This window comes from Streptococcus sp. DD11 (assembly GCF_001578865.1).
Taxonomy (GTDB): Bacteria; Bacillota; Bacilli; order Lactobacillales; family Streptococcaceae; genus Streptococcus; species Streptococcus panodentis.
In genome coordinates, this window is the sequence record NZ_KQ969396.1 from 202,568 (window position 1) to 229,007 (window position 26,440).

Annotated in this window: 24 protein-coding genes and 4 pseudogenes; 2 read left to right on the forward strand and 26 right to left on the reverse strand. The window is 45.2% G+C overall.

What is annotated here, in order from left to right; translation table 11 throughout:
* The 24 genes and pseudogenes from phoU to STRDD11_RS10470 form a co-directional block, all read right to left on the reverse strand.
* Positions 1–471, reverse strand: a 471-nt coding sequence (phoU, locus tag STRDD11_RS10355; protein ID WP_128837328.1) for a phosphate signaling complex protein PhoU, incomplete at its 3' end; no start/stop codon positions are given.
* A 26-nt stretch (positions 472–497) separates the two neighbouring features.
* The gene (pstB, locus tag STRDD11_RS10360) at positions 498–1,256 is read right to left on the reverse strand and encodes a phosphate ABC transporter ATP-binding protein PstB (RefSeq protein WP_128837231.1); all 759 of its coding nucleotides are present in this window, start codon (positions 1,254–1,256) and stop codon (positions 498–500) included.
* Positions 1,257–1,326: 70 nt separating this feature from the next.
* Positions 1,327–2,129 (reverse strand): annotated as a pseudogene (pstB, locus tag STRDD11_RS10365) (phosphate ABC transporter ATP-binding protein PstB).
* Positions 2,130–2,139: 10 nt separating this feature from the next.
* Positions 2,140–3,024 (reverse strand): phosphate ABC transporter permease PstA, encoded by an 885-nt coding sequence (gene pstA, locus STRDD11_RS10370; protein WP_128837232.1) that lies wholly within the window; start codon positions 3,022–3,024, stop codon positions 2,140–2,142.
* Positions 3,014–3,931: a phosphate ABC transporter permease subunit PstC gene (gene pstC / locus STRDD11_RS10375; RefSeq protein ID WP_128837233.1), complete on the reverse strand. Its 918-nt coding sequence runs from the start codon at positions 3,929–3,931 to the stop codon at positions 3,014–3,016. The genes pstA and pstC overlap by 11 nt, the downstream gene beginning before the upstream one ends.
* Positions 3,928–4,808, reverse strand: a pseudogene (locus STRDD11_RS10380) (phosphate ABC transporter substrate-binding protein PstS family protein). Before STRDD11_RS10380 ends, pstC begins: the two are co-directional and overlap by 4 nt.
* A 117-nt stretch (positions 4,809–4,925) precedes the next feature.
* Positions 4,926–6,230 (reverse strand): RsmF rRNA methyltransferase first C-terminal domain-containing protein, encoded by a 1,305-nt coding sequence (locus STRDD11_RS10385; RefSeq protein ID WP_128837330.1) that lies wholly within the window; start codon positions 6,228–6,230, stop codon positions 4,926–4,928.
* Positions 6,230–7,003, reverse strand: coding sequence for an inositol monophosphatase family protein (locus STRDD11_RS10390; RefSeq protein WP_164828469.1), 774 nt, complete (start codon positions 7,001–7,003; stop codon positions 6,230–6,232). The genes STRDD11_RS10385 and STRDD11_RS10390 overlap by 1 nt, the downstream gene beginning before the upstream one ends.
* Positions 6,993–7,271, reverse strand: coding sequence for a UPF0223 family protein (locus tag STRDD11_RS10395; protein ID WP_128837234.1), 279 nt, complete (start codon positions 7,269–7,271; stop codon positions 6,993–6,995). The genes STRDD11_RS10390 and STRDD11_RS10395 overlap by 11 nt, the downstream gene beginning before the upstream one ends.
* A gap of 2 nt (positions 7,272–7,273) precedes the next feature.
* Positions 7,274–7,675, reverse strand: coding sequence for a Spx/MgsR family RNA polymerase-binding regulatory protein (locus STRDD11_RS10400; protein WP_128837235.1), 402 nt, complete (start codon positions 7,673–7,675; stop codon positions 7,274–7,276).
* A gap of 120 nt (positions 7,676–7,795) precedes the next feature.
* Positions 7,796–8,719, reverse strand: coding sequence for a bifunctional riboflavin kinase/FAD synthetase (locus STRDD11_RS10405; protein ID WP_346962592.1), 924 nt, complete (start codon positions 8,717–8,719; stop codon positions 7,796–7,798).
* A gap of 181 nt (positions 8,720–8,900) precedes the next feature.
* A complete protein-coding gene (truB, locus tag STRDD11_RS10410) occupies positions 8,901–9,779 on the reverse strand; it encodes a tRNA pseudouridine(55) synthase TruB (RefSeq protein WP_128837237.1) in 879 nt (292 codons plus the stop codon).
* The gene (locus tag STRDD11_RS10415) at positions 9,776–10,588 is read right to left on the reverse strand and encodes an alpha/beta fold hydrolase (RefSeq protein ID WP_128837238.1); all 813 of its coding nucleotides are present in this window, start codon (positions 10,586–10,588) and stop codon (positions 9,776–9,778) included. Before STRDD11_RS10415 ends, truB begins: the two co-directional genes overlap by 4 nt.
* A 26-nt stretch (positions 10,589–10,614) precedes the next feature.
* A pseudogene (locus STRDD11_RS10420) lies at positions 10,615–11,702 on the reverse strand (AAA family ATPase).
* Positions 11,699–12,415, reverse strand: coding sequence for a hypothetical protein (locus STRDD11_RS10425; protein ID WP_128837239.1), 717 nt, complete (start codon positions 12,413–12,415; stop codon positions 11,699–11,701). The pseudogene STRDD11_RS10420 and the gene STRDD11_RS10425 overlap by 4 nt, the downstream one beginning before the upstream one ends.
* Positions 12,416–12,424: 9 nt before the next feature.
* Complete coding sequence (locus STRDD11_RS10430; RefSeq protein WP_128837240.1) at positions 12,425–14,098, reverse strand: HNH endonuclease family protein; 1,674 nt, start codon at positions 14,096–14,098, stop codon at positions 12,425–12,427.
* A 70-nt stretch (positions 14,099–14,168) separates the two neighbouring features.
* Positions 14,169–15,549 (reverse strand): annotated as a pseudogene (locus STRDD11_RS10435) (DUF2130 domain-containing protein).
* A gap of 17 nt (positions 15,550–15,566) precedes the next feature.
* Positions 15,567–15,989 (reverse strand): hypothetical protein, encoded by a 423-nt coding sequence (locus STRDD11_RS10445; protein WP_128837241.1) that lies wholly within the window; start codon positions 15,987–15,989, stop codon positions 15,567–15,569.
* Positions 15,990–16,059: 70 nt separating this feature from the next.
* Positions 16,060–16,212, reverse strand: a complete 153-nt coding sequence (locus STRDD11_RS13720; RefSeq protein WP_164828470.1) for a hypothetical protein — start codon at positions 16,210–16,212, stop codon at positions 16,060–16,062.
* Positions 16,213–16,325: 113 nt separating this feature from the next.
* Positions 16,326–17,330: a hypothetical protein gene (locus STRDD11_RS10450; RefSeq protein WP_241209415.1), complete on the reverse strand. Its 1,005-nt coding sequence runs from the start codon at positions 17,328–17,330 to the stop codon at positions 16,326–16,328.
* Between the two features lie 62 nt (positions 17,331–17,392).
* Positions 17,393–19,138 (reverse strand): ABC transporter ATP-binding protein, encoded by a 1,746-nt coding sequence (locus STRDD11_RS10455; RefSeq protein ID WP_128837242.1) that lies wholly within the window; start codon positions 19,136–19,138, stop codon positions 17,393–17,395.
* Positions 19,131–20,897 (reverse strand): ABC transporter ATP-binding protein, encoded by a 1,767-nt coding sequence (locus STRDD11_RS10460; RefSeq protein ID WP_128837243.1) that lies wholly within the window; start codon positions 20,895–20,897, stop codon positions 19,131–19,133. The genes STRDD11_RS10455 and STRDD11_RS10460 overlap by 8 nt, the downstream gene beginning before the upstream one ends.
* 19 nt (positions 20,898–20,916) lie before the next feature.
* Entirely contained in the window at positions 20,917–21,528 is a 612-nt protein-coding gene (locus STRDD11_RS10465) for a TetR/AcrR family transcriptional regulator (protein ID WP_128837244.1), read from the reverse strand.
* A gap of 120 nt (positions 21,529–21,648) precedes the next feature.
* Positions 21,649–22,623 carry an NmrA family NAD(P)-binding protein gene (locus STRDD11_RS10470; protein WP_128837245.1) on the reverse strand — a complete coding sequence of 325 codons (975 nt, stop codon included), beginning with the start codon at positions 22,621–22,623 and terminating at the stop codon, positions 21,649–21,651.
* A 117-nt stretch (positions 22,624–22,740) separates the two neighbouring features.
* Between STRDD11_RS10470 and STRDD11_RS10475 the strand changes: the two genes are divergently transcribed.
* Positions 22,741–23,622, forward strand: coding sequence for a LysR family transcriptional regulator (locus STRDD11_RS10475; protein WP_128837246.1), 882 nt, complete (start codon positions 22,741–22,743; stop codon positions 23,620–23,622).
* A gap of 279 nt (positions 23,623–23,901) precedes the next feature.
* Here STRDD11_RS10475 and STRDD11_RS10480 read toward each other — a convergent pair whose 3' ends face one another.
* Positions 23,902–24,099 (reverse strand): MBL fold metallo-hydrolase, encoded by a 198-nt coding sequence (locus STRDD11_RS10480; RefSeq protein ID WP_128837247.1) that lies wholly within the window; start codon positions 24,097–24,099, stop codon positions 23,902–23,904.
* Positions 24,100–24,612: 513 nt separating this feature from the next.
* Complete coding sequence (locus STRDD11_RS10490; RefSeq protein WP_128837248.1) at positions 24,613–25,587, reverse strand: fumarylacetoacetate hydrolase family protein; 975 nt, start codon at positions 25,585–25,587, stop codon at positions 24,613–24,615.
* 126 nt (positions 25,588–25,713) lie between these two features.
* Between STRDD11_RS10490 and STRDD11_RS10495 the strand changes: the two genes are divergently transcribed.
* The gene (locus tag STRDD11_RS10495) at positions 25,714–26,235 is read left to right on the forward strand and encodes a TetR-like C-terminal domain-containing protein (protein WP_128837249.1); all 522 of its coding nucleotides are present in this window, start codon (positions 25,714–25,716) and stop codon (positions 26,233–26,235) included.
* The last annotated feature ends 205 nt before the right edge of the window (positions 26,236–26,440 follow it).

A 26,440-nucleotide genomic window follows, 5' to 3' on the forward strand; every position in this document is an offset into this window, starting at 1 on the left:
GATTTTCTCATCCATAGCAGCGATGGCATAGGCCTGATCGACGTTTCCGTTGAGATAGACATTCAGCGTCTCTTCTACGAAATTCTTGACACCGCGGCCCATTTTGCTGATTTCATTTTCGACAGATTCGATGCGGACTTCCCCCTTCATCCGAATGGTCGCCTGCGCAATGGAAACCGCATGATCTCCCATACGCTCCAAGTCAGAGCTGGCCTTGAGAACGGTGATAACCGTCCGCAGGTCCTGAGAAACCGGCTGCTGCAGAGCAATGATTTCCAGCGATTTCTTCTCCAGCTTGACCTCGTATTCATTGACCTCGGCATCGTCTTCGATGACCTGACGGGCCAAATCGCGGTCATGCGTCACAAAGGCTCGCACTGTACGGTTAATCTGCGACAGCACTTCATTTCCCATCGCGTAGAATTGGTTATGGAGTTTTTCTAAGTCTTCTTCAAATTGTACTCTAAGCATAAAATTCCTTTCTCTTCTGCAGCTGTTTAGCCAAACTTACCGGTGATATAGTCTTCTGTTTCCTGATGTTCAGGACTGAGGAACATCTTTTTCGTCTCGTTAAACTCAATCAGATCGCCCCCTAGGAAGAAGCCGGTCCTTTCGGAAATCCGTGATGCCTGCTGCATGGAGCGGGTGACCAGCAGCATGGTGTACTTGTCTTTCAGACCGTACAGCGTTTCCTCAATCTTTCCGGCAGAAATCGGATCCAGCGCTGAGGTTGGCTCATCCAGCAGGATGATTTTCGGACTGGTCGCCAATACCCGGGCCACACAGACCCGCTGCTGCTGACCGCCGGAGAGACCGATAGCCGAATCATGCAGGCGGTCCTTCACTTCATCCCAGATAGATGCCCCGATAAGGGAGCGCTCGACTGCTTCATCTAAAATATTTTTGTCCTTGACACCATTGATGCGCAGGCCATAGACCACATTCTCATAAATGGTCATCGGAAAAGGATTGGGCTGCTGAAAGACCATACCAATCTCCTTGCGCAGCTCCACCGTATCTGTCCGCGGACCATAAATATTGTGGCTGTTGTAAATGACTGTCCCAGTCGTTGTCACTTCGGGATTCAAATCCCCCATGCGGTTGATGGCCTTGAGCAAGGTTGATTTGCCGGATCCCGACGGTCCGATTAAGGCCGTGATTTCATTGGGCATAAAATCCAGTGACACACTGTTTAAAGCCTTCTTTTTATTATAATAAACCGACAAGTCCTTGACTTGCAAAATAGGTTCTGTCATTCGTTTTTCCTTTATTTTTATTAGCGTTTATCGGAAAGGCATCGCCGCATCCTGCGCCCCCCTCCAATGTTTAGCCAAAATGGCCGGATACATAGTCATTGGTGGAGCGCAGTTTGGCATTCTGGAAGATATTGGCGGTCTTGTCGTATTCGATCAAGTCGCCCAGATAGAAAAATCCTGTATAATCACTGGCCCGGGCAGCCTGCTGCATGTTGTGGGTCACAATGATAATGGTATAGTCATTCTTGAGCTCAAACATCGTTTCTTCCAGCTGCATGGTCGCAATCGGATCCAGGGCAGAGGCCGGCTCATCCATGAGCAGAATGTCCGGCTTGACGGAGATGGCCCGGGCAATGCAGAGCCGCTGCTGCTGACCGCCTGACAGGGTCAGAGCAGACTTGTGCAGGTCGTCCTTGACCTGATCCCAGAGAGCTGCTTGCTTGAGCGAGGTCTCCACGATTTCATCCAGAACCTTCTTATCCTTGACACCGGCCCGCTCATGGGCAAAGGTGATATTGTGATAAATGGATTTGGCAAAAGGATTGGGCCTCTGAAAGACCATGCCGATGTGCTTGCGCATCTCATAGACATTGATTTCCGGCCGATTGACATCAATGCCTTCATACCAGATTTCTCCCGTTACATTGGCAATATCAATGGTGTCATTCATGCGGTTCAGGCTGCGGAGATAGGTGGATTTGCCTGAGCCGGACGGACCGATCAAGGCTGTAATCTTATTTTTTCAAACTGCATATCGATGCCCTTAATGGACTCTTTCTTGCCGTAGTAGACATGCAAGTCCTTGGTCGACAGGGCCACTTTTTCTTGAGGAAAAGTAATGATATGTTTTTCGTTCCAATTATATTCTGTCATTTCTCCTCCATTATGCAGATGTTAATTTCTTATGCAGGTAGCTGCCGAGCTTTCGGGCACCGAAGTTGAAAATCAGGATAAAAACCAAGAGCACCGCTGCTGAGCCGGCCGATACCGCCGTTCCGTCAGGAATAGTTCCTTCACTGTTGACCTTCCAGATATGAACAGCCAGGGTCTCAGCCTGACGGAAGATGGAGATGGGGCTGGTCACGCTGAAAATATTCCAGTTGGACCAGTCCAGAGCCGGTGCTGACTGTCCCGCTGTATAAATCAGGGCAGCCGCTTCACCGAAAATCCGGCCGGAAGCAAGGACAATCCCCGTCACAATCCCCGGCAGCGCTTCAGGAATGACAACATGCAGCACCGTTTCCCAGCGGGAAATCCCCAGAGCCAGGCCAGCCTCACGCTGCGTATGGTGAACATGGCGCAGGCTGTCCTCGACATTGCGGGTCATTTGCGGCAGATTAAAGACGGTCAGCGCCAAGGCCCCGGAGATGATGGAAAATCCAAACTCAAACTGCACAACAAAAATCAAGTAACCAAAGAGGCCGACAACGACAGAAGGCAGGGAAGACAGAATTTCAATACAGGTCCGGATAAAGTTGGTAACCGGCCCTTTTTTAGCATACTCGGCCAGGTAAACCCCAGCTCCCATAGATAGAGGGACTGAAATAATCAGGGTAATGACCAGCAGGAAAAAGGAATTGTAGAGCTGAATACCAATCCCTCCGCCTGCCTGATAGGAAGAAGATTTACCAGTCAGGAAGGACCAGGAGACATGGGGAAGTCCCCGGACCAGAATATAGAGGATAAGAGAGGCAAGAATAGCAACGATAATGCCGGCTATGGTATAGAGAAGCCCCGTCGCCAATTTATCCATTTTTTTAGCGTGCATAGTTTTTCTTACCTCTTTCTTTTGTTATCAGTTTAATGACACTGTTAAAGGCCAGACTCATCAGCAGGAGGACCAGTGCCAGTGACCAGAGGACATTATTGTCTACCGTACCCATGACGGTATTTCCGATTCCCATGGTCAATACAGAGGTCAGGGTTGCTGCCGGTGTTGTCAGAGAAGTTGGGATCACTGCTGAGTTCCCCACGACCATTTGAATAGCCAAGGCTTCACCAAAGGCACGCGCCATGCCAAAGACCACTGCTGTAAAGATACCAGAACGGGCAGCCTTGAGCGTGACCCGCCAAATCGTCTGCCAGCGGGTGGCCCCCATGGCCAGACTGGCCTCTCGGTAATGACGGGGAACAGCCCGCAGACTGTCAGTGGTCATAAAGGTCACCGTCGGCAGAATCATGACAAAGAGCACAAAAATTCCGGACAAAATCCCAAAGCCAGTCCCGCCAAAGACCGTACGGACAAAAGGCACGACCACCTGCAGGCCGATAAAACCGTAAACTACGGAAGGAATCCCCACCAAAAGCTCAATAGCCGGCTGGAGAATCTTGGCTCCCTTAGGTGACACTTCGGTCATAAAAACGGCTGCTCCGATTGCAAAAGGGGTAGCAATTACAGCTGACAGGATGGTGACGATGAAAGAGCCCAAAATCATGGGCAGCGCTCCAAATTCCTTGCCAGATGGGTTCCACGTTCCGCCAAAGAGAAACTCAAAAACATTAACGCCATTGACAAAGAAAGTAGAGAGACCTTTTTGAGCGACAAAAATCAGAATCATCGCTACAATAATGACAATCAGAGACAGACAGGCAAAGGTCAGCCACTTGCCAAACTTCTCCAAGCGGGAATTTTTAGAAGGCGATACCAAAGTCTTGGTCAATTCTTCATTTTTCATTTACTATCTCCTTCTAAGGCAGTCACATTGCCGTCAGCATCCTTGCTGACTTTCATATCATTGATAGAAATATAGCCCATGCTGGATACAATCCCCTTCTGAACATCGTCAGACAGCATGTACTCCAGAAATTCAGCCGCCAGACCCGAAGGCTCTCCCTGTGTATACATATGCTCATAAGACCAGAGCGGCCAGCTGTTGGTCGTCACATTTTCAGCAGTAGGCTCATAGCCATTCAGCTTGATGGTCTTCACCGAATCATCCACATAGGCAAAAGCCAGATAAGAAATCGCCCCCGGTGTCTGAGACACGATGGACTTCACCATACCGTTTGAGTCCTGCTCCTGACTCTGTACTGCAGTTTTTCCATCCATAATGACGCTGTCAAAAGTCGCCCGCGAACCAGAGCTGGCAGCCCGATTGATGATGGAAATCTCCAGGTCCTTGCCGCCGACCTGATTCCAGTTGGTAATCTCACCGGCAAAGATCTTCTGCAGCTGCTCGGCCGTCAGATTGTCAACATCGACTTCTTTATTGACAATCACTGCAAGACCGGCCACGGCAACCTTATGGTCCACCAGAGCCGAAGCATCAATGCCGTCTTTTTCCTCCGCAAAACATCGGAATTGCCGACTTCTACCGCACCGGACTGAACCTGCGAAAGCCCCGTACCAGAACCGCCGCCCTGGACATTGACAATTTTGCCAATATTGTTGGAAGCAAACTCATCCGCCGCTGCTTCTACCAAAGGCTGCAGAGCAGTTGAGCCGACCGCCGTCATGGACTCACCGCGGTCAATCCAAGACGAACAGGCTGAAAGAGCCAGACCCAGAGTCAGCGCCGCCGCCGACAAGATTATTTTTTTGAATGTGTTCAAAAGATTTCTCCTTAAATAAAATGAAGAGGGCGAAAAAGCCTTGCCATTCTGAAGTCACCGCTGGCCATGCCTTCACACCTTCAACTATATCATATAATAGCAGCTTTTCCTAATATTTTACCTAAATCGCAGACCCTTGGGAAAAAAATTTTTCAAGGTTGTCCCAGTGACCTTGGCAAAGCCCAGACCATTGCCCTCCAAAACCAGCTGATACCAGCCATTCGCAAGGCTTTGAGGCAGCACCAGAGTCTCACCGGCAGCATATTTTTGGAAATCCTGCCGGTCAATTTTGACGCACTTTTTTACTTCGCTGGGTTTGAGAGCCAGACCGAGAGCAAAGCTCGGCTCAAAGCGATTCTTTTTGAACTGCCCCAGATGCAGGCCGTTGCGGACGATCCTCAGCTTGGACATATCCGGGAGCCCGGCAGGCAGCAGATAGAGATGATCCCCAAAAGTCTGCAAATCACCTGTCAGATCAGCCTTTAGGTGCTTTTTCTGAAAGTCCTGCCAGAGCTGCTGCTGTTGGGCTGTCAGACGATGCCGAAAGGGCTTGATGTTCTTGCAGGTATGGTCACCGGCAAAGCGGAATTTCGCCGCAAACTGCCCCTCGCCCCGAAAATGATGCGGATACATGCGGGCTGTCTGCGGAAAGCCAATCCCTTCTGTCATGCCGTTGATTTTCGGAATTTCCTGCAATTCCAGCGGAAATTCCTGCAAGAGCCAGGCAACCATTTCTTCATTTTCCTCCGGCGCCCAAGTACAGGTCGAATAAAGGAGCTGTCCGCCGGGTGCCAGCATTTTGACCGCATCCGTCAGAATCTCTCGCTGAAGGCGGGCACAGCTGGCAGGATAGTCCGGTGTCCAGTACTGGGCGGCCTCCGGCTGCTTGCGGAACATCCCCTCACCTGAGCAGGGAGCATCCAGCACAATCAGGTCAAAATACCCCTGAAAGACAGCTGCCAGACGATCAGCTGATTCATTGGTGATCACGGCATTTCTGGCTCCGAAACGCTCAAGGTTCTCCGCCAGAATCTTGGCCCGCTTGCTGCTGATCTCATTGGCCACTAAAAGGCCGGTATTGTCCAGAAAAGAAAGCAGATGGGTAGACTTGCCGCCGGGAGCGGCAGCCAGATCCAGCACTTTCATGCCCTTAGCCGGAGCAGCGGCCTGCGCTACCATCTGCGCGGCCGGCTCCTGTGAATAGACCAGACCAGTCACATGCTCAGGCGACCGGCCGGATACCTTGCCGTAGTGTCCCCAGTCCGTATGGGGAATGGCATCAGGAAAATCCTGCTGCCCTTCTTTCAAAGGATTGGTCCGAAAGGCTGCGACGGGCTCCTCGTCAAAAGCCGCCCAAAAATCAGCTGCTTCTGATCCCAGCAGTTTCTCATATTTTTCCTTAAATCCTAGCGGAAAATCCATCACTGCTCTTTCCCCTTCTCTAAATACTTCTGCAAGTCTTTCAGCTTAGACTGGGGAGCCATCATGATGGGCTCCTGCCTTTGAAAATCAGGCTCTTTGCCGTCCAGGGTCTGAATGACAAAGCCCAGCTTAGCTGCCATGACATAAGCCGCCGCATAATCCCAAGGCCAGTTGTAGGAGAAATAAGCCACCAGACCGCCGGACAGGACCTTGGCAAAACTGATGCCGGCACTGCCATAGACCCGCACTCCCAGACATTCCCGTGAAAAATCCGCCAATCCCCAGTGATTGTGCTTGAGCATGCCGGCATTAGAAGCCATCAGATAGTCACTGAAAGGCTTGTTTTCAAAAAACGGCAGTTTTCTGTCATTGCAGTAAACATCAAAAAGCCCGCCGCCATGATAGAGCTGGTCTCTGGTCACATCATAAATCAGGCCGAATTGACCGATTCCATTTTCAAAATAGGCCAGCATAATCGCAAAATCAGCCTTCTGGGTAATGAAATTGGTCGTGCCGTCAATGGGGTCAATCACCCAGACCGATCCGTCCGCAATGCTGTGGCGCAGCCCGTTCTCCTCCGCCAGAATGGCATCCTCGGGGTAGCGGGCCAGAATCTTCTCCACCAAATCGTTCTGAATCTTTTGATCCATCTCCGTGACCAGATCGGTCGGACTGGACTTCTGCTTCACATCCAAATCATCGTACAGATGATCCAGCAAAAAAGCACCAGCCTGATAGATGATTTCCTTCGCAAAACGAAATTTATTTTCCAAGAGAAATGCTTCCTTTCCCCTTACTTTTCGCCTCCTGAACAGCACGATAAAGCGAATAGCCGCTGACAGTCTCAAACTCACGGCCAATCCGCTTTTCCTCTCCCTTGCCGGGAACGACCTGCTTAAAAGCTGCGTAGGACCTGAGCAGGCGCTCCGCCTGAATGTGCCGCTCATAGGCAGCTTCTACATCATTAAAAAAAGAAAGCACCGAAGCAAGCTCTTCAGTGCTCCACGATAAATCTAGTGGGTAACTATAATTTTTGTCCATCTTTACTGAATCTCTGCTCTCATCGTTGCAGCTCTCAGCTCTTCCTTACGGTAGCCCCGAGGCAGAAAAGCGCGAATTTCATCCTCATTAAAACCAATCTGCATGCGCTTACCGTCTAAAATAATCGGACGCCGCAAAAGACTGGGGTTTTCCTCAATCAACTGAATCAAAGTTGAAATGGACAAGCTCTCCACATCCAAGTCTAATTTCTGAAAAATTTTTGAGCGAGTTGAAATAATGTCATCCGTACCGTTTTCTGTCAGCGAAAGGATATGCTGCAATTCAGAAGCTGACAGCGGGCTTGTCATGATATTGTGTTCGGTAAAGGGAACTTCATGATTAAGCAACCAAGCACGTGCCTTGCGGCAGGAGGTACAACTCGGCGATAAAAATAGTGTGATCATGCTTTTCTCTTCTTACTTTGTATAATAACTACTTCTATTATACTAAATTTTACTGGACTTGACTAGGTTTTTTTGGGAATCCTTCAGCTTTTGTCATAAAAATATAATCTTTTTATCTTTTTAGGCTCCTGCTGTCCATGCACGGGCCGTCTCCTCATCTCTTTTCAGCTGGGCAGCCAGCTGGTCTACACCGTCAAATTTGACCATGTCCCGGATCTTATCCAGCCAGAAAACCCGAATGGTATCGCCGTAAATATCCTGCGAAAAATCGAAAATATTGACTTCAAAGCGAAGCTCATCGCCTTCAAAGGTCACGTTTTTGCCAACGCTGGCCATACCGCGGTAAAGCCGGCCTTCATGCTCAACATGGACTACATAGACACCGTCCGCCGGCAGAATAACCCGGTCCAGCGGCGCCAGATTGGCTGTCGGATAGCCAATCGTCCGGCCTCTGGCATTGCCATGCACCACAATGCCCCGTGTAGAAAGCGGGTAGCCCAAAAGCTCCTGCGTCTTGGTCATGCTGCCAGCTGCAATGGTCTCGCGAATGCGGCTGGAAGAGATCTTCTGCCCGTCCAGATTGACTGAAGGGATAATGACAATTTTCCCCTCAAAATAATCACCCAGTTCATGCGATTCCTTGCGGTCAGAGCCAAAATGATAGTCAAAACCGGCCACCACAGCCTTGGCCCTCATACGTTTGACATATTTTTCAAAAAACTCCTGAGCAGTATTGCCCGCAAAACGGCTGGTAAAGTCAATCAGATAAAGGCAGTCAACTCCCAGCGCAGCCAGCTGCTGCCTGCGGTCTGCAGGACTAGCCAGATGCAGCACGAGCTCTGGCTGGTAACGGACAAAGGCCAGCTTGGGCGACTCCGGAAAGGTCAGCACTGCAATCTTCAAGTTCTGCTCCTTGGCGATTTTCCGAGCCTCAGAAAAGAGAGCCTGATGTCCCCTGTGAAGTCCGTCAAAATACCCCAGAACCAGAACCGTGTCCTCCGCCTGCTCAATATCTTTTTCATCTTTAATACGAATCGTTTTCATCATTCCTCTATTTTACTATGCCTCGTAGTTTTTTACAAGATAGAAGCTGAAAAAAACAAAAAGAGGCCAGTTGTGCGGCTGGCATCTTTTTGTGAGGTTTAATGTAGCCATTATATCATAGAGACAGCTGACTATCCATTACACCATTGTGACAGTTTTTTGACAATTCTAATGCTGAAGATCAGAGAAAGACCTTTCTGGGCTTGTACATCTCGTCCCGCTTTTCCAAAATCGCCGCTAACTTCTCCCCATCAAAACCAGCCAGCTGGACCTCGTCTGAAAGCAGGCTGATAAAACGGCCGTTTTTCACATCTTGGATCTGCTCCTCTGTGAGCTGAACCTTGGTCAAATCACCGATTCCTAACTCCAAGGGCTGGAGAAAGGAGAAGTCCTCTGCTGCCGCCAGCTCTTCAATCTGAGCCAGCGTCAGTGCCTTTTCTAAGCGCATACCGGCAGCAGCCGTCCGCGTCAGCTGGGACATGTGGCTGGCATAGCCCAGCCTGGCTCCCAGATCCACCGACAGGGTGCGGATATAAGTTCCCTTACTGCAGCGGACACGGAAAGGAAAGCGGACTGCCTCCTCCTCATAGGCCAAAGGACCTGTCCGCTCAAAACTGTATATCGTCACCAGCCGCTCCGGCCGCTCCACTTCCTGACCGCTTCTGGCGTACTCATAAAGTTTGCGGCCCTTGACCTTGACCGCTGAGTACATAGGCGGAATCTGCCGCAGCTGACCGGTCATGGACTGCATCGCCTCATCAATCAGGGATTCTTCCACAAGCTCTTCTACCGGTGTGCTTTCCACCCGCTCACCGCTGGCATCCTCAGTCGTCGTCGAAAAGCCCAGAGTGATCTCCCCCTCATAGGTCTTGCCTTCCTCCTGCATAAACTCCACCAGACGCGTGGCCTTGCCGACTGCAATGGGCAGAACCCCCACCACATCCGGATCCAGGGTCCCGCCATGACCGATTTTCTTGGTCTGTAAAATCTTTCGCAGCCTAAAAACTGCATCATGCGAGGTCATGCCCGCTTCTTTTCTTAAGTTGATAATTCCGTTCATTGGTTACTTTCTAAAAATTCCAAGACAAGCTGCTGAAATTCTTTATTTTTTTCGTAAAGAGCGTGGCCGCAGTCAGGCAGGACAATCAAGCGACTGTTTTCGATGATTCGATTTAATTCGTAAGAGGCTTCCAGACCCAGAACATCATCTTTCTCTGCCCCGACAATCAAGGTCGGACAGAAAATCCTGGCCAGCTCTGCTCTGGCATCGTGTTCCTGACAGGCCTGGGCCTGAATCAGCAGTCTCTCTTTATTCTTGATTTTCCCGAAAAAATCCATTAGCTTATAGGGATATTTCAGACAAGCATAGGTCCTGCTGCTATAGGAGTGTTGCCCAATATCAGCCATCAAATCCTGATACTGATCTGCCTGAGCCAGCGTCATCCAGTATCCGACCCGCTCCTTGCTTAATTCATTCGCTCTAGCTGCTGTGACAGCCAAAATCATCCGGCTGACTTTGGCCGGAAAATCAAGGGTCAGCCACTGGGCAATCATGCCGCCCTGAGAGATGCCCAGAACAGGAGTTTGGGTCAGTCCCAGCGCTGTCATGGCTCGCGCTAAATCTCCGGCCATGTCTCGGGTGCTACAGCCCACTGGCAATTCATTCATCCGGCTGAAAACATAGACCTTGTAGGCCCGACCCAGTCGCCGATATAGAAAAGACAAGCTCTGAGCCATGCCCCTTACAGTCGCCAAGCCGTCCCCCAGGCCGGGAATCATCACCAGAGGCTTCTCCCCTCGGCCAAAGGTCACATAATCCATACTTTTGTCTGCCAGATGCAGGACATGATTTTTTGCGCTATATACCATCTTCCAAACCTTTTTATAAGAGCAGACTAATCTACAATGTCTTCCTCAGTAATAAGCATAAGTTCTTCTTTTGAAACTGAGGAGATTTTGAATATTCTTTTTGCCTGGTTCATAATCACGGCATCAAATAAATTCCTAGCCAATCGTCCGTTAGAATTAACTTCGTCTTCATTTTTCATCTGTTTTTCTAATACCTCTTTGAGTTTTATTTTAGCTTTGTCACTAATCAGATAATCGTTCTTGTTACAAAAAATGTAAAAATAGAGAACATTTCATCTAAAGAATAATCATTAAAAATTATAAAATTATTGAACCGTGATTTTAATCCTGGATTTGATTGAAAAAACTTCTCCATCAAATCTTGATAACCTGCAACTATTACAACAAGATCTTCTCTATAATCTTCTAATGCTTTTGTTAGTTCAGTTAAGCATTCCCTCCCATAACTATCACTATTTTCATTTTCAGTAATACTATACGCCTCATCTATGAATAGGACTCCTCCTTTGGCCTTTTGAACCAAGCGCTTCACCTTGATAGCTGTTTGTCCTTGGTACTCCGCAATCAAATCTGTTCGACTTGTTTCAATAAAGTGTCCTTTACTTAATAGGCCAAGAGATTTATACATTTTTCCAACAATCCTTGCTACAGTTGTTTTAGCTGTTCCTGGATTTCCTAAAAAAGCCATATGCATCGTTCTATAAGCTTTTTTTAGATTTTGTCTTTCTCTTAAAAATTGTACTTTATTAAAACAAATCAAATTGCTGATTTGTTCTTTTACAAAATCTAATCCAATCAACTCATTCAGTTGATTAGATAAATCCTCAAAGGAAAGAGCGGCTTCTGACTTTAAAACACTATATTTCTCATCAATTTCCCTTGCCCCTAAATATTTATAAAGCAATTCTATAATATTCCCCTGCTTAACATCAAACTTAGGGATAATTCGTTCTTTCTTTAAAATTCCCAATTTTTGAATAAGTTCAAGCTCGGCATTGCTAGAATAATTTGCTATATCATTGACTATCTTTTCCAACTGATATTTAGATGAACTAAATTCGTCTAAATTCCTAACCTCTTTACATAATAATTCAAAATACGTTTCGCTTATCATCTAATCCCCCAATAAAGTGTCAAAATAAACAAAACAACAAAAAATATTATAAAAATATACATTGTCTTTCTAAGCATCGCACTTTCTGCCTTTACAGTTTTTAATTCAGATTGATAACCAGTAATTAAAAGTTTCAATTCATCGTATTTACTTGTATCAGAAATATTTTTTTCTATTTTGTTTATTTGAGATTGTAAATAATCTTGGTTATTCTTTTGACTAATAAAATTCTGTAAAATTGAATCGTGTTTATTAAGAATCTTTAAAATTGTATCTTCATTGTTTAAAACTTCATTTAATAATTCTTTGTTTTGGTTTTGGTAACTTTCGATTTCTTTTAAACCTTGAAGTGCTTTTTGGTTTGCAGCTTGAGCACTATTCAGTGAAAATGATATATGTTTCAAGTAATCATCATCTAAAATCTGAAATGTCTCATAGATTGTATTAAATTCCTGAATAATTTTTTTGATATTTTTATTCTGTTCAATCATTCTATCCTGAATTACTTCAGTCAAATGATTCATATCTTTTCCTTTTACAGCATAATCAATATCAACCAGCCCAAACATTTTTTCATTTTGTGGCACTGTGGGCAACTCAGATTGTTTTGGAATTTTTTCACTAAATTCTTTCAACTCATCTTTTTTATTATTAAACTTTTCTAAATTTTTAAGTCCCATAACTTCAAGCGATTGTTCAATTTGTTCCGACATTTTTCATTCCTATAATAAATCAAGCAAGTCTTCCTGCATTTTTTTTAAACCAGTTTGTTTATTTACAAAATATTCTTCATTTTCAATAATTTTCTGCTTATAATCATTCGTTTCTATAAGTTCATCATTTCCCAATTTAGCTACTATTTCTTGCAAATTCCGATGATTCTCAGACATGTTTGCCAATATACTGTTGCGATAATGAGCTACTTTACCTTCTACAACAGCAATTTGGGTATCCTGAATATGTAATACACTATTTTTCACCTCTAGTTGCTTCTTTACATTCTCTTCAACCAGTCTATTAGAAATGAATCTATCTAGCTGGTTAATTGCAACAGCTCCTATTAAGCCAGATGTTAAACTAGCAAAAAACAGACCTATAATATTGGCAAAGGATCCTAAAAATGGAATTTCTATCTGCATTCCTGGGACTGTCATTAAAAATTTTGAAATAGTTTCACCAAGAAAAAATGCTCCTGTTGCTGTAATCCCTGTTATAAGAATTTTAGAAATACTTGCTATTTTTAATTCTACAGTTTGATTTTTATTTGCAGGATTTAGCAAGTAAGAAATTGCCTGATTTACAGAGGCTATAGCCTGCTTAATAATACTTGTAAACTTCACAAATGTTTGACCTACAGCACCCAAAATTTCTGAAATGATACTGCCAATAAAGGAAACTGCTCCCGCTTCAAAAATACTAGAAAGCTTGTTAAAAAATGATTTAATTGCTTGTTTCATTTCCTCCAAAAAAGAATCAACTGACTTTTTCTTAGATTTTAGAAAACGTATAAAAGCATTCATGATTTCTTTTAACAATGCAAATAAAGATGAAATTGCCATAACTTTTAAAGCATCTTTACCTGCTTTTTTTCCTATATTCAAAGTTGCTTTTGGAGCGATGTCTTTATAGATTGCTTTCTTTGCAGATTTTTCAGAATCCATCATCAACTTATCCTCTGCATCTAGTTTATCCTGTAATTTTTTGTCATTTTTTGCTTTAAGCTGTTTCTTTTCAACTGTACTAATACCACTTCTCTTATCAATCTTATCATTAGCACGTTTATTTTGCTCTATTAATTTTTGTTCTCTTACTTCTCTACCTTTAATGTATTCTGTATTTGATTTGGCACCTTTACTCTTATTAAGTGATTCGTTGGTCGCTTTAAGGTTTTCTGGTTTATTTGCTAAATCTTTTGTATTGATATCAGCAATCTTACGCCAAGAATTATCATATATTTCTTTTCTAGGAACAACATGGTCCAAATTAGCTTTATCATTAATTTTCAGTTTCTTTCCTGTGTATTCATCTTTCAAATTCCCCTCACGCTGCTGTTGTTTCATTTGCTTATTGGCATCACGATAACTCTTGTCCTGAAGAACAGAGTTTCCTACATTTTTAGTGTATCCATCAGGATTTTTTCTGTCATAGGCTTGCACGAGTGTTTCATCTGTTAAATCCAAACCAATTTGATTAGCAAACTGATTCCAGACTTCTTCCAAAACAATCTCTCCTAAATTATCTGGGTTGCTGATTTTTTCTTTTTCTTGTTTCAGAATTTCCAATTCTTCAAAACTTATTGCCAACTGACTTTCCAAAAGTTCCTCTAGTTCGCCATAACTAAATTCCGATTCACCATTGGTTAGTTCAAAATTTTGTGATAAATTTTCATTTTTCATAATAATCTCCAATAAAATAAACTTAAGTTTGTTTTTTTAAAATAGCTTCGTCTATATTTCTACTCCCCCATCACTCCCCCTTCAAAGCTTCAAACTTAGCTTTCATGGTAGGATTTTTGCGTGTCAGTTTTTTGACCGAGACATCGTCCAGCTTGTTGTTGGCTAGGCGCAGCTGATTTTCGGAGGTCGTCAGGAATTTCTTGACCTCTTCCATGCGCTTGATAGCCTTGTCAATCTCATCAATGGCCTTGCCAAAGTTGGTTGATGCTGAATTATAATTTTTGGCGAAGGCCACTTTGAAAGCATCCAGATCCTCCTCAAAGTGGGTAATATCAATATTTTGCTCCCGCACCAGGGCCAATTCCTGCTTATATTGGAGAGAATTAAGGGCCGCATTGCGCAGGAGGGTAATCATGGGCAGGAAGAACTGGGGCCGGATGACATACATCTTCTCATAAGCATAGGAGACATCCACGATACCCGAATTGTAAAGATCGCTGTCTGCCTCCAGCAGGGTCACGAGAATGGCATACTCACACTTCTTCTCATTCCGATCCTTATCCAGCTCCTTGAAAAAATGCTCATTCTTTTTCTTGGTCGCCGTCTCGTCACCTTCATTTTTCATTTCAAACATGATGGAGAGGATCTCAACGCCATTCTCATCCACCTCCCGGTAGATGTAGTCGCCCTTGCTGCCGGTTCTGGCGTCATTGTCTTTGCCAAACTCCGCTCGTGGAAACATGGCCATACGGTTCTTGTTAAACTCGTACTCGCAGTGCTGTTCCAAACTCTCGCCAATCATCTTGGTCGACTGCTTGGCCTTGAAATCCTTGTAAAACTCAATAGTTTCATCCTTCTGCCGCAGCTGGATTTCATAGCGTTCCTTGAGGGAAGTCTGGGCAATCTCCGCTTCCTTTTCCTGCAGGGCCAGCTGATTTTTAGCCGCATCCCGCTCCTTCTCGACAGCAGACAGGGTCTTCTGCAGCTGATTTTCATGCTCCAAGCGCAGACTGGCCAGCTGATTTTCCAGCTGCTGGACTTCCCTGTCCTTCTCCTGCAGCTGCTGACTGGCTGCCTGCTCAGCCTCTTTCCTCGTCAGCTCCTGCTGGGTTTCAAACTGAGCAATCTGACTGCGGAGATCGGCAAGAGCCTGGTCCTTTTCAGCCATTTGCTGATTATAGTCCTTCTCCACATCTTTTTTTGACCAGCTCCTTTTCCACAGCAAACTGACTGACCTGATGCTGCAGATTTGCAATCTCCTGTTCCTTTTCCGTCAGCAGGGTCTGCTGCTGATTCTGAGCCTTTTGCTCGGCCAAAGCCAGCTCCTGCTCAATCCGCGCATGAATCTCCCTGTCAAACTCCGCCGTCCGTACTTGGGACAAAAGTTCACTATACTGGCTTTCGTTGACTGTAAAAACTTCCCCGCAGTTGGGGCATTTGATTTCGTTCATAGGGTACCTCTTTATTTCTATCGTTTCTCTTTTCCAATCTTGTAAATTATATCGCCTGTATATACGATTTCTAATTGGCAAGAAAAAATCTTGTTTTCTATAGACAACTCTCCTTGCCAAAGACATTTTTCGTAACCGTAATATTCATAAATAATCGTAAAATCAAACTGTGGAAATTGCTTTAAAAAATCCTCCAATGAATAGAGACAGCCTGTGAATGTCTGATTTTTCTGATTATCCAAAATGTAAGCTTGGCAAAAGTCAGGCTCAGCATTTTCAAAACAAATACTGGCTTCATAATATCTTTCTTCCTCTTGGCTATAATCAATCATATACTCAAACTGAATGTGTAAATCATTATTTTCGTATAAAATTTGACTGACCCTTAAATCGTGTAAAGAAAATGGAGTATCAAAACTTCTGTAAAAAATTTTTTTCATATTTCTCCTAACCATAGCCTCTACTTCCTCAGCAATACTACAATACTAATAATGTAATGGCTAGCCTAAACTAATTCCACAAACCAAAATAATCCTTCGCTTCTTTCAGAGTCAAACTCTTTCCCAGCTGATAATTTTGATAGGCATGTTCTGACTGTTCTTTCAGCTCTTGTATCAATCTTTTCTCAAAATCGTTCTGAAAATTTTCCTCAACTTTTGGCATCTTGCCCCTCCTATATCTTCTACATCATTATAGCACACTTGACTGGTCTGGCATAGTCGAGAACATAAGCTCCTGCGAACGAAAAAAAAAGCAAACCTAGGGCTTGCTGAATATTATGGGATTAAAATCCTTTCTTTATAATCCTCAGGGAGTTCGTAAGATATTTCACCTATACTATTGCCTAACCTACTTTTGCTAAAAATAGAAGAAAGTTTTGAATCAGCCTCGGATTTAATAGCAAAGCGTCCATTATAAAAACTTATAACGGCCGGTACTGAGGAATCCTTAAAAATAGACCGACCATCCTGTGAATAAAACTCTGCCTCTATAGTCGCTGCTTCCTCAGGATATTTTTCAAATGTAACATCGAAACGCAGCTCTTTAGTGGAATAAGGAAAGTAGTCTTGCCTTTTACTCAGGCGAATGCTTTGAATCTTCCCCAATGATTGTTCCAGTTCTGGATCTGCTCGATAGAGTTCTGTTTGGATAGCTGACTTGAAATTTTCCTGGTGTTCTTGCAGCCACTGGTCAAAGAGAAGGGCTGCTCTTTCTGTTTGAACCTGTTTCACAAGACTTTTCCCCAAATCAGAAAGAGAGTCCGCGAAATTTTTCCATGCATATTCTGCGACCTCTTCCTCTCGTTTCCAATCCCAAAAAGAATTTTCAGACACTTCAAAGTCTGCATACCAACTGGTCATATCCTGATCGGCATCTTCATAAGGATTAGGGTGAATAAAAGTAAAAGGAGGTATCTCAGCATCCGGGAAAGACAGCTCGCCCTTTAATGACTGTTCTCGATTGTCATTGACATAAGCCGAAAAATAAATATGATAGTTCCCGCTGATTGAGCCGCCATTATCGTATTCACCCTGAGCAGTGCCCGGTAAAAGTGTAACCGACTGTATATGCTTTTTTTCAGGATCCAGCATTTCAATGATTGTTTCCTTGATTGACTCCTGATGTTCGACAATAAACTTTCCGTCATCGGTATAGTCATAAGAATGCTCAACCAAAGATGGGAGACAGGCAATAAAAACAAGTAGGGCAATACCACAGAAAATAAAGATGAATTTTTTTGATTTAAACACAGAAAAAGCCTCATATTGATAATGATTCATCTATTATACCATTCCTCCCCCAAATTAAAAACAGCAAACCTCTCAGTCTGCTGTTTCAGCAATCATTCACTCGTCTCAATCCGCCAGCTGGCGGCCCTTTTTCTTTCTTGGATAAAGCGGCTGTAGAGGCCGTCTTGGGCCAGCAGGTCTTGGTGCTTGCCCTGCTCAACGATGCTGCCTTGGTCCAGAACGATGATTTGGTCCGCCTGCTCAACGGTTTTGAGCCGGTGGGCAATCATGATAATGGTCTTATCATGGGTCAGAGCCTGAATGGCCTGCATGAGAGCTTCTTCATTTTCTGGGTCCACATTGGCCGTGGCCTCGTCCAGGATGATGATGGGGGCATCCTTGATAATGGCCCGGGCGATGGAAATCCGCTGGCGCTCTCCGCCGGACAGGCTGGCGCCGCCTTCGCCGATTTTGGTCTCGTATCCCTCCGGCAGCGAGAGGATAAAGTCGTGACAGGCCGCTTTTTTGGCCGCTGCTTCTACCTCTGCCTGACTGGCATCCGGCCGGCCAAACTTGATGTTATTGGCAATGGTATCCTCAAAGAGATAAACCCTTTGAAAGACAAAACTGAAATTGCGAATCAGGCTGTCATAGCTATAAGTCCGGACATCGTGACCGTCCAGGCTGATCCGGACCTCATCCACATCCCAGAAACGGGCGATGAGATTGCAGAGGGTGGTCTTGCCAGAGCCAGACGGCCCAACCAAGGCTGTGGTCGTCTTTTCCGGAATCTTGAAAGACACATCCTGGATAATCTTTTTATCCCCGTAGGAAAAGCTGACATGGTCCAGTTCGATATTCGCGGTCTCAGGCTCAATCTCCTGGCCGCTGGTATCCATGGGCTGGATAGCCAGCACCTGATTGACCATATCGACTGACAGGTCAACAATCCTCAGAAGTGAAGAATAGCTGCCCACGCCATCCAGATTTTCGTAGACCATAAAGCCGCTGACAATCATCATGACGCAGACCAGCAGCTCCATGCTGCCGTTCAGATAGAAGTATATAGAGGCCAAGCCCATGAAGACACCCGTCAGCTTGGTCGCTATGCCCTGCAGGGCGATATAAGGCGAGCTGGCATAGGTCATCTTGCTATCCATCCGGCTCTTATAATCAATGGCTTTAGACAGTTTCTTGGCCGAGCGGTTGACCAGATTGTAGTTTTTGACCTCCGCAATGCCCTGACTGTACTCCAGCACAACGGCCACCAAGTCCGTGTCTGCCTGGTGCTTCTCATCCGAAACCCTGCCTGCATGCCAGCGCATGATGCTATTTGGCAGGAGAAAGAGAGCGAGGCCAATCAACAGGACCAGCCCCACCCGCCAGTCATAGACAAAGACCAGCAAGGTGATGAGGGCCGTTGTCAGAAAGCCCTGCACCGTCATCATGACCACCCGGGTTGCCACATCGGAGAGATTTTCCAGCGTATTGGTCGTGACACTGGTAATCTTGCCCAGACTGTTCTGATTAAAATAGCCCATAGGCAGATAGCGCATGTGCTCAGCGATTTCGATCCGCTTCTGTGCACAGGTATGGTAGCCGGCTTCTGTCTGCAGCATGGTGATTTTGAGGGTAATCCAGACATTGAGGAGGACAGAGACCAGCATGATGGCCAGACTCAGCCAAAAGGTCTGCATGGACAGATTTTTCTCAATCAGGCCCATAACAACTAGGCCGATTGCCGGGATTCTGAGGGCAATGATAAAGGATTTGAGAATACCCAGATAAATGGATTGGTAGAATTTCCTGCGGTCTTCTGCCGTACAGAAATCAAAGAATTTTTTCAGTGTATCAAGCATGGGCCAGACCTCCTTCCAGATCATCGCTGTCTTTGACCGCGATGTGAGCCTGCCACATAGAAGCGTAGAGCGGACTTTCTGCCAGCAGCTCCTCATGCCGGCCCTTAGCCTCTGCTCGGCCCTTATTGACCAGGATAATCTGGTCTGCGCTGATGATGGTGGACAGGCGGTGGGCGATGACAATCAGCGTCCGCCCTTCTATCAGGCGGGCTAGGCTGGACTGGATGCGGGCTTCATTTTCCGGATCGGTATAGGCCGTGGCCTCGTCCAAAATCAGGATTGGCGCATCCTTGAGCATGGCCCGGGCAATGGCAATCCGCTGGCGCTCGCCGCCGGACAGATGGCCGCCGCCAGAGCCGACAATGGTATCAAAGCCATCTTCCAGATTCATGATAAAGTCATAACAGCCGCACTTGCGGGCAATGTCCACGACCTCCTCATCAGAAGCCTCGGGATTGCCCATGCGGATATTTTCCCTAATGCTCTCGTCAAAGAGATAGTTATCCTGAGTCACATAGGCAATCTGCCGGCTGTAATAGTCCAGCGGCAGCTGACGAATGTCCACGCCGCCGTAGGTAATCTGACCAGATGAAACATCCCAGAAGGAAGCCAGAAGCTTAGCAATGGTAGACTTACCGGATCCGGAAGGACCGACCAAGGCATTGATGCTGCCGGCCTTGATCTGAAGGGACAAATCATGCAGGACTTCCTCATCCTCCGAGTAGCCAAAGCAGACGTCTGACATAGCCAGCTCTGTCCCCTGCGGCCGAACTGTCAGCTCCTCGGGCCGAGCCAAATCCGGCTTTTCCAAAATCGCAATGACTTCGCCGAAAATAGTGCCAATCTTGCGCAGGTCGTCCATATAGGAAGCGACCAAAATCAGCGGCGTCAAGAGGCTCAGTGACAGGATAATCATCAGGATAAAATTCCCGGCGCTCAGACTGCCCTGCAAGTAAAAATAGGTACCGGCCGGCAGCAGAAAAAGCAGGCCGGAAGGCAGAAAGGCGGTCACAATTCCCATTTCCAGATTAAACTTGCGCATCCACTCGATAAAGCAGTCTGCTCCTTCCTTGGCCGCCTTGACAAATTTATCATAGGAGAATTTTTCTTTGCCGAAAACCTTGATAACCTCAATACCGTTGATATACTCAACCGCAGTATCATTAAGCTTCTGAGTCTTGGCAATGGTATTTTGGTAATCTGCTTCGCTGTTTTTGGCCATACGGATATAGGCCAGAATCACGACCGGAACCGTCAGGAGGGAGAGCAGGGTCAGCCGCCAGTCAATGACCAGCATGGCAGCCAAAATAATCAGGGGACCAAAGAGACCGGAGGTAAATTCCGGAATCAGGTGAGCCAGCGTTGTTTCCGTGGCATCGACCCGCTCCACAATGATATTTTTATAGGTACCAGACGACTGGCTGAGCACCGTTCCCAAGGGGAGTCTGGCCAGCTTATCTGTCAGCCGGTGCCGCATTTCTGCTAAAATCCTAAAGGTCGCCGTATGTGACAGCAGAGTGGAAATACCGTGAAAGCCCCAATAAGCTGCCCAGAAGAGCCCGATCCAGACGGACTGCAGCAGATAAAAATCCCAGTCTTTATTGCCAGCCAGGAGCTGGTTGATCATGCTGCCAATGAAGAAATAGGGCAGAAAGCCTGCGAGCACAGAGGCAAAGGCAAAGAGCAGGCTGAGGGCAAAATATAATTTATGGAGGGAAACAAATTCCCATATCCAGGAAACGACAGATTTCTTTTTCATCCTTATTCCTTCTTTCTATTCAAAAATCCAGCAGGGCTTCCCAATTAAAAAACTGAAGAACCGAAGTGCAAAATGACATGGCCTGACTCTTAGGCCAGTCCTGCGCCAAGGGCTCAAAAAGAGCGGTATAGTAGGCGGTCATGCACGATTGCAGATATTCGTATTCCAGCAGGTGACGGATCTTGCCTTCCTTATGGGCCCGTTCCAGATAATGATAGGTCTCAATCGTAGCAAAGTAAATCATATCGGACTTGAAATTCGCCAGTGAAGAGCCCTGCGAGCGAAACAGGAGCAGGCGCATATTGTCCTTGTGCTCATAAAGCAGCTGCATCAAGGCCTCCAAATCTTCCAGACGGTGCTCCCACATCCGGGACAGCTGACTCTTCTCCAAGAAATCATAATCGCGCGTTTTCTGGGATTCTCCATAGGCCTCAATAGCCTCCAAGGTCGGTGCAAGCACAGCTTTAAAGAGCTGGTCCTTGCTGGAAAAGCGCTTGTAAAGCGCCCCTGTCGTCAGCCCAACACCGCGGCAGATACGCCGCAGCGAGGCATTCTGATAGCCAAAAGTATAAAACTCGCTTTGAGCGCTGGCTAAAATTTTCTCATTTAAAAGATCGCTTTCTTTTCCCATTACTGCCCTCACTCCATCTTGATAACACTGTTATCGGTTTTCTACCTCTATTATAAATTCTGACAATTCTAATGTCAAGGAAAATAAAAGACAGCCCTTCAGCTGCCTTTGGTCAATCATCTATCGTATATCCTTCCAGTTGCAGATCTTCTCTTCCCAGATATAAGCATAATTTTTGGCCAATTCACGTGCGGTCATGGGTTTTTGTCCCGTCAGAATTTCTACATCGTCAGATGGCACATCCATCAAGCCTTCAGCAATGCTGGCTTCGTTTGTGACCATATCATTGCCGCACCAAGGAACAGGCGACTGAGAATAATCGCCCGTGGCCTCTCTCGGGATATGCATGGAATCCAAGTAATCATAAAATTCCTGATGACTGACAGGACAGTATTCGATGGAAATGCCTGACAAGTCACTGATGATGGCAGCAATATCACGCTGAGAGATGGATTCTGAACCGCAGATTTTATAGGTTTTCTCTGGCTGACCTTTCCCTAACAGCAAGGCTGCCGCCACACGCGCCACATCGTCCTTGGGGATAAAGGTCCCTCGCCCTTCTCCTGCTGTCGTATACCATTTATTGCCTGACATGAGGGCCAGCATGACAGAGGTCGTCAGATAATTTTCCAGATAGAGATTGTCCTGCATAAAATTATAATCCACTCCGTGGACAGAAGCCGCTTCACGAATGTAAGACTCTGTTGCCGTATGGTCTGGGGTCACATAGACATGGGCATAGGCAGGATCGCTGGCTCCCAAGAAGGAGGTATAAGTGATATGCTGAACCCCTGCTTGAATCGCTGCATCAACCACATTTTTGTGCTGCTGAATCCGAATGGCACCAATGGTCACAGCAGATACGATAAAAATGCGGTCCCCGCCTTGAAAAGCAGCCGTCATTTCTTCCAGATTGTCATAATTGGCCTGACGAACGGCTATCCCCAAGCCTTCCCAGCGTTCCTTCTTCTCAGGATCCAAACGGTCTAAAAAGGGACAAGTGACAATCAGATCGCTTCCCTTGACCTCTTTTAGCATATTTTCTGTGACACGGCCGCCCAGCTGACCGTCACAGCCAGTAATAATATATTTCATTGCACACCTCATTGATAATATTTCTTTATTTTTATCATTATTTTAACAGTTTTATAGCTGAATTAGAAATTCTTTTATGTTATTATTAATAAAAGGTTTTTATCAGAAAGGACAGCCATGAACAGCAGACAATTAGAATGTTTCATTCATCTGGCTGAAACACTGAATTTTAACGCCACAGCCCGATTGGTCTATATCAGTCAGCCGGCTGTCAGCCACCAGATCAAGAGCTTAGAAGAGGAGTTGGGACTGCAGCTCTTTTTGCGAAATAAAAGACGAGTTGAACTGACACCGGCAGGGCAGTCCTTTTACCAAGATATGAGGGAGATTTACCCCAAGCTAACCGCTGCTGTCAGCAAGGCCAAAAGTCAAGGCAAGCTTTTTACAGACAGCCTCGTCATCGCTTACGAAGGCAATGAGAAAGAGCAGGTCTGGATGGCCGAGGTGATTGCTCATTACCATAGGCAGTTTCCGTCCCTGCGCTTATTTTTAAAAAATTTAGACTATAAAAGCAGCAAAAAAAGCCTGCTAAACCAAGAACTGGATCTGATTTTCACTGTTTCAGAAAATATTCAGGCCTATTCGGAAATTCAATTCCAAGAACTGTTTCAAGAACAGTTTGTCTGCGTCTTCAGAAAGGACCATCCGCTCAGCAGGCAAGGGCAGCTTTGCTTAGAGCAGCTCCAGCAAGAAAGCTTAGTATTCTTGGACCCTCTCAATACACCGCCCGAACTGGCGCAAGTCCAGAATAGAATCGAACACTCCCTGACAGAGCCACAGATCTATTATGCAGATTCTGCTCAGATAGCTCAGGCCATGATTTTAGGGGGAGTCGGTCTTGCTGTTATGCCGCGCTTTGCCGTCCAGCATTCCGATTGGCTGCAGGCCATACCTGTCAAAGACTTACCTGCCCTATCCTATGGCATCGCCTGGCACAAGCAAAATCCAAAAGACATTTCAAGCTTTAGCCAAGAAATAGCCTTTATTTTCGAAAGGTAAATTGCAGTCAAAATACTGGGACAGACCCCATGGTGGCTGCGCTCTCCTTTTGGAAGATTCCGTATGAGACTCCCATGATGGCTGCGTCTTCATCCGCTTCTTGCTCCTCATTTCGGTAACGGTCCAAAATATTCTCTATAAATATCTGGGTCATGCGAAGGTATGATTTCTAAGTCTAGATTTGCTTTCCAAATCCTATTTAAGACCTTATATAAATCATGGTATTGCCTTATATTTGCATGCACAGCATTTGTAAGAATCGAACCGTAGGCCATCTCTTCATAGTTGTCCCTGCAATAGACCAGCGTCCACACACAGGAAATAGCGCTCACTCTCAGAGCAATTGACAATCAGCCCCATCTGTCCTGCTGAATGGCCAATTAAAGGAAGCAGGATTAAGCTGCCATCTTGAAAAATATCAATACTTTTACGAAACGGTCCGTAAGGTGTTCCTTGTTCAAAATCGACAATCTGCACCTGTTCCTGCTTCAGCATAGAAAATAGGGATTTGAGATAGCCTTTTTTGAGCAGTTGCAGATCCGTTTCCTGTCCAAGCTCCCACTCTTCCTTTGAAATATAGTATAGACCGGTGCATTTGGAAAGTCACAGATACCTCCTGTATGGTCGATATGCAGATGAGATAATATAATAGTGACTTCATCAGGAGATATTCCCCTTTTTTCCAGTTGCTGCTTTGCATCTTCTTCCTGCTGAATTTTTACGGGTAAAATCCAATTTAGCATATTGTATGGAAATTTTTTCGTCACTTCATAGTATCGGGAATGATAGCCCGTATCAAATAGGATTATTCCCTGAGCCGGATGCTCAATAATAAACCAAAAGGCTGGGCCCCAAATATGCTTTCTAGGGTTCCCCCTTTTTTATCATATTTAATTTTGTGCCATAAAAACCCGCATTCATCAGAGTGAGCTTACACTTTGGTGTGGTTGATTTTACGGGCGGTAATTTCAAATTCATCCAATTGTCCCTCTATACGATTGTATTTGTCAGGCTTCCCAAGCGTTCAATTTCTAGACGGATTGTATCGTCTGTTTCCAGAAAATTTCCATTTTCAAGACCGCAGCAATTTACGACTGTTCCCGAACCAATAAACTCACCAGAGTAAACATTCTCTCCCTTGGAAGCATAAGCAACAGCTGCTCCAAAGGAATGTTGAAAACACTCAGTCGAACCAGTCGCAGCCACTTTGCCATTTATGATCACAGTTGTTTTCAGCTTATATAAACAGGGGAGAATTTCATCTGCAGTCACAACTGTATTGGAAATGGAGCTGGCAAAATCTTTTGATTTACATGGACCTGTTGAATTCATTTCTTCATATTGTACATTCCGAGCACTAAAATCGTTCAAGATACAAAAAGCACCAATTGCACCCAGGCCCTCCTGCTCTGTCGCATCACGAATTTCCTTTGTAATAATCATACCGACTTCTAATTCGTAGTCTTTTAGAGCTGCATACTCAGGAAAGGCAATCGCTTCCTTATCACCTAGAAATGAAAGGTGATTCCCTTTATAATAAAGCGGATGGTCATAGAAGGCTTTTCTGGGTTTTAGCCTAGGAAATGGTCTGCGGAAAATCAGTTCATAGCCTTTTACAATAGGATATAAATTCCTCATAGTCATTTTAACCAAACCGCGGGCTGCATTTATCATATGTGTATCTGACAGCAAAAAATCGCGGTAAAGCAGCGGCTGAAATGGAATTGCCTCCTCCATATCAGGCGTAACTTCACTAGATACAGCAGCATTGTGAAGACCTTGAATCAAGCCTTCTTTATGAGCTTCATAATACTGTAAAAATGAAATGAGCTCATCACTGCAGCTCTTCAGCTCTTCATTGCCGGTCTCTTCCGCATAGCTGTCTATCCGTATCCATCTTTCATTATCTAATACAGCCAGTGTTTCTGTTCCACTCTCAACAAGACGGTATTTCCTTATTTTCATAACCCTGATCCTTTCTTTGGATACAAAACCAATCATCTGGTATAATTTGTTTCACATAGGTATTTTAAGAGACTGCAACCCCGATGTCAATGGGGGAATGTGAAACAAAAAAGGAGAAATTGTTCCATGGATAAAAGAAAAATTGCCAACCAAGAAGTCAGAGACAAATTCTTTCAAGCATTAATGAGCCTGCTAAAAGAAAAGCCTGCCTCAGAAATTACCATTACAGAGCTCATCAACCACTCGGGTACAGCAAGAGTCTCTTTTTACAGAAACTATCAATCTATCAATGATGTTCTCTATGACAAAATAGATACAATGATTGAAGATTTTAACCAACATAAGCCAGCAGATTTGGAAAAATATGATGACTATGAATTTATTCTGAACCTCTTCTGCTTTTATAAAAAATATGCGGATGTCATTCTGACGGCTAATCGTGCTAACGTTAGCATTGATGTATTAGATGAAATCAGTGATTACCTTATCAGTATGAACGGAGATATGAAAGAAAGTTCTATCAGAAAATATGAATTGTACTACTACTCTGGTGCCTGGTACAATGTTGTCATCCACTGGCTTGAATCCGGTATGAAGGAATCTCCAGAAGATATGGCAGCGGAATTTATTCGAATCAGCAAAGGCTAGAAATGGCGCAGTAAAACACAGGGAACCGCCAAATCAAAAAGTCCGGATAAAAGAGCTCACAAAAAGCAACGACTCAGAAAACAGCCGTTGCTTTTTGCTCTATAGAAATAGTCGTTTTCGCATATATTCCTTGACCCTTACCAGTAAATCTCTTGGAAACCTCTAAAAACTCAAGTCTAAGAATAACGAAATCATCTACAAAAAA

What these genes read in the sequence shown, in the direction of transcription:
- pstB (WP_128837231.1), bottom strand. Translation starts at nt 1,256, where the DNA reads ATGACAGAACCTATTTTGCAAGTCAAGGACTTGTCGGTTTATTATAAT.
- pstA (WP_128837232.1), bottom strand. Translation starts at nt 3,024, where the DNA reads ATGCACGCTAAAAAAATGGATAAATTGGCGACGGGGCTTCTCTATACC.
- pstC (WP_128837233.1), bottom strand. Translation starts at nt 3,931, where the DNA reads ATGAAAAATGAAGAATTGACCAAGACTTTGGTATCGCCTTCTAAAAAT.
- STRDD11_RS10470 (WP_128837245.1), bottom strand. Translation starts at nt 22,623, where the DNA reads ATGAAATATATTATTACTGGCTGTGACGGTCAGCTGGGCGGCCGTGTC.
- STRDD11_RS10465 (WP_128837244.1), bottom strand. Translation starts at nt 21,528, where the DNA reads ATGGGAAAAGAAAGCGATCTTTTAAATGAGAAAATTTTAGCCAGCGCT.
- STRDD11_RS13720 (WP_164828470.1), bottom strand. Translation starts at nt 16,212, where the DNA reads ATGCCAAAAGTTGAGGAAAATTTTCAGAACGATTTTGAGAAAAGATTG.
- STRDD11_RS10445 (WP_128837241.1), bottom strand. Translation starts at nt 15,989, where the DNA reads ATGAAAAAAATTTTTTACAGAAGTTTTGATACTCCATTTTCTTTACAC.
- STRDD11_RS10490 (WP_128837248.1), bottom strand. Translation starts at nt 25,587, where the DNA reads ATGAAAATAAGGAAATACCGTCTTGTTGAGAGTGGAACAGAAACACTG.
- STRDD11_RS10430 (WP_128837240.1), bottom strand. Translation starts at nt 14,098, where the DNA reads ATGAAAAATGAAAATTTATCACAAAATTTTGAACTAACCAATGGTGAA.
- STRDD11_RS10395 (WP_128837234.1), bottom strand. Translation starts at nt 7,271, where the DNA reads ATGGACAAAAATTATAGTTACCCACTAGATTTATCGTGGAGCACTGAA.
- truB (WP_128837237.1), bottom strand. Translation starts at nt 9,779, where the DNA reads ATGAACGGAATTATCAACTTAAGAAAAGAAGCGGGCATGACCTCGCAT.
- STRDD11_RS10495 (WP_128837249.1), top strand. Translation starts at nt 25,714, where the DNA reads ATGGATAAAAGAAAAATTGCCAACCAAGAAGTCAGAGACAAATTCTTT.
- STRDD11_RS10415 (WP_128837238.1), bottom strand. Translation starts at nt 10,588, where the DNA reads ATGGTATATAGCGCAAAAAATCATGTCCTGCATCTGGCAGACAAAAGT.
- STRDD11_RS10385 (WP_128837330.1), bottom strand. Translation starts at nt 6,230, where the DNA reads ATGGATTTTCCGCTAGGATTTAAGGAAAAATATGAGAAACTGCTGGGA.
- STRDD11_RS10450 (WP_241209415.1), bottom strand. Translation starts at nt 17,330, where the DNA reads ATGAATCATTATCAATATGAGGCTTTTTCTGTGTTTAAATCAAAAAAA.
- STRDD11_RS10405 (WP_346962592.1), bottom strand. Translation starts at nt 8,719, where the DNA reads ATGAAAACGATTCGTATTAAAGATGAAAAAGATATTGAGCAGGCGGAG.
- STRDD11_RS10425 (WP_128837239.1), bottom strand. Translation starts at nt 12,415, where the DNA reads ATGTCGGAACAAATTGAACAATCGCTTGAAGTTATGGGACTTAAAAAT.
- STRDD11_RS10475 (WP_128837246.1), top strand. Translation starts at nt 22,741, where the DNA reads ATGAACAGCAGACAATTAGAATGTTTCATTCATCTGGCTGAAACACTG.
- STRDD11_RS10400 (WP_128837235.1), bottom strand. Translation starts at nt 7,675, where the DNA reads ATGATCACACTATTTTTATCGCCGAGTTGTACCTCCTGCCGCAAGGCA.
- STRDD11_RS10460 (WP_128837243.1), bottom strand. Translation starts at nt 20,897, where the DNA reads ATGAAAAAGAAATCTGTCGTTTCCTGGATATGGGAATTTGTTTCCCTC.
- STRDD11_RS10455 (WP_128837242.1), bottom strand. Translation starts at nt 19,138, where the DNA reads ATGCTTGATACACTGAAAAAATTCTTTGATTTCTGTACGGCAGAAGAC.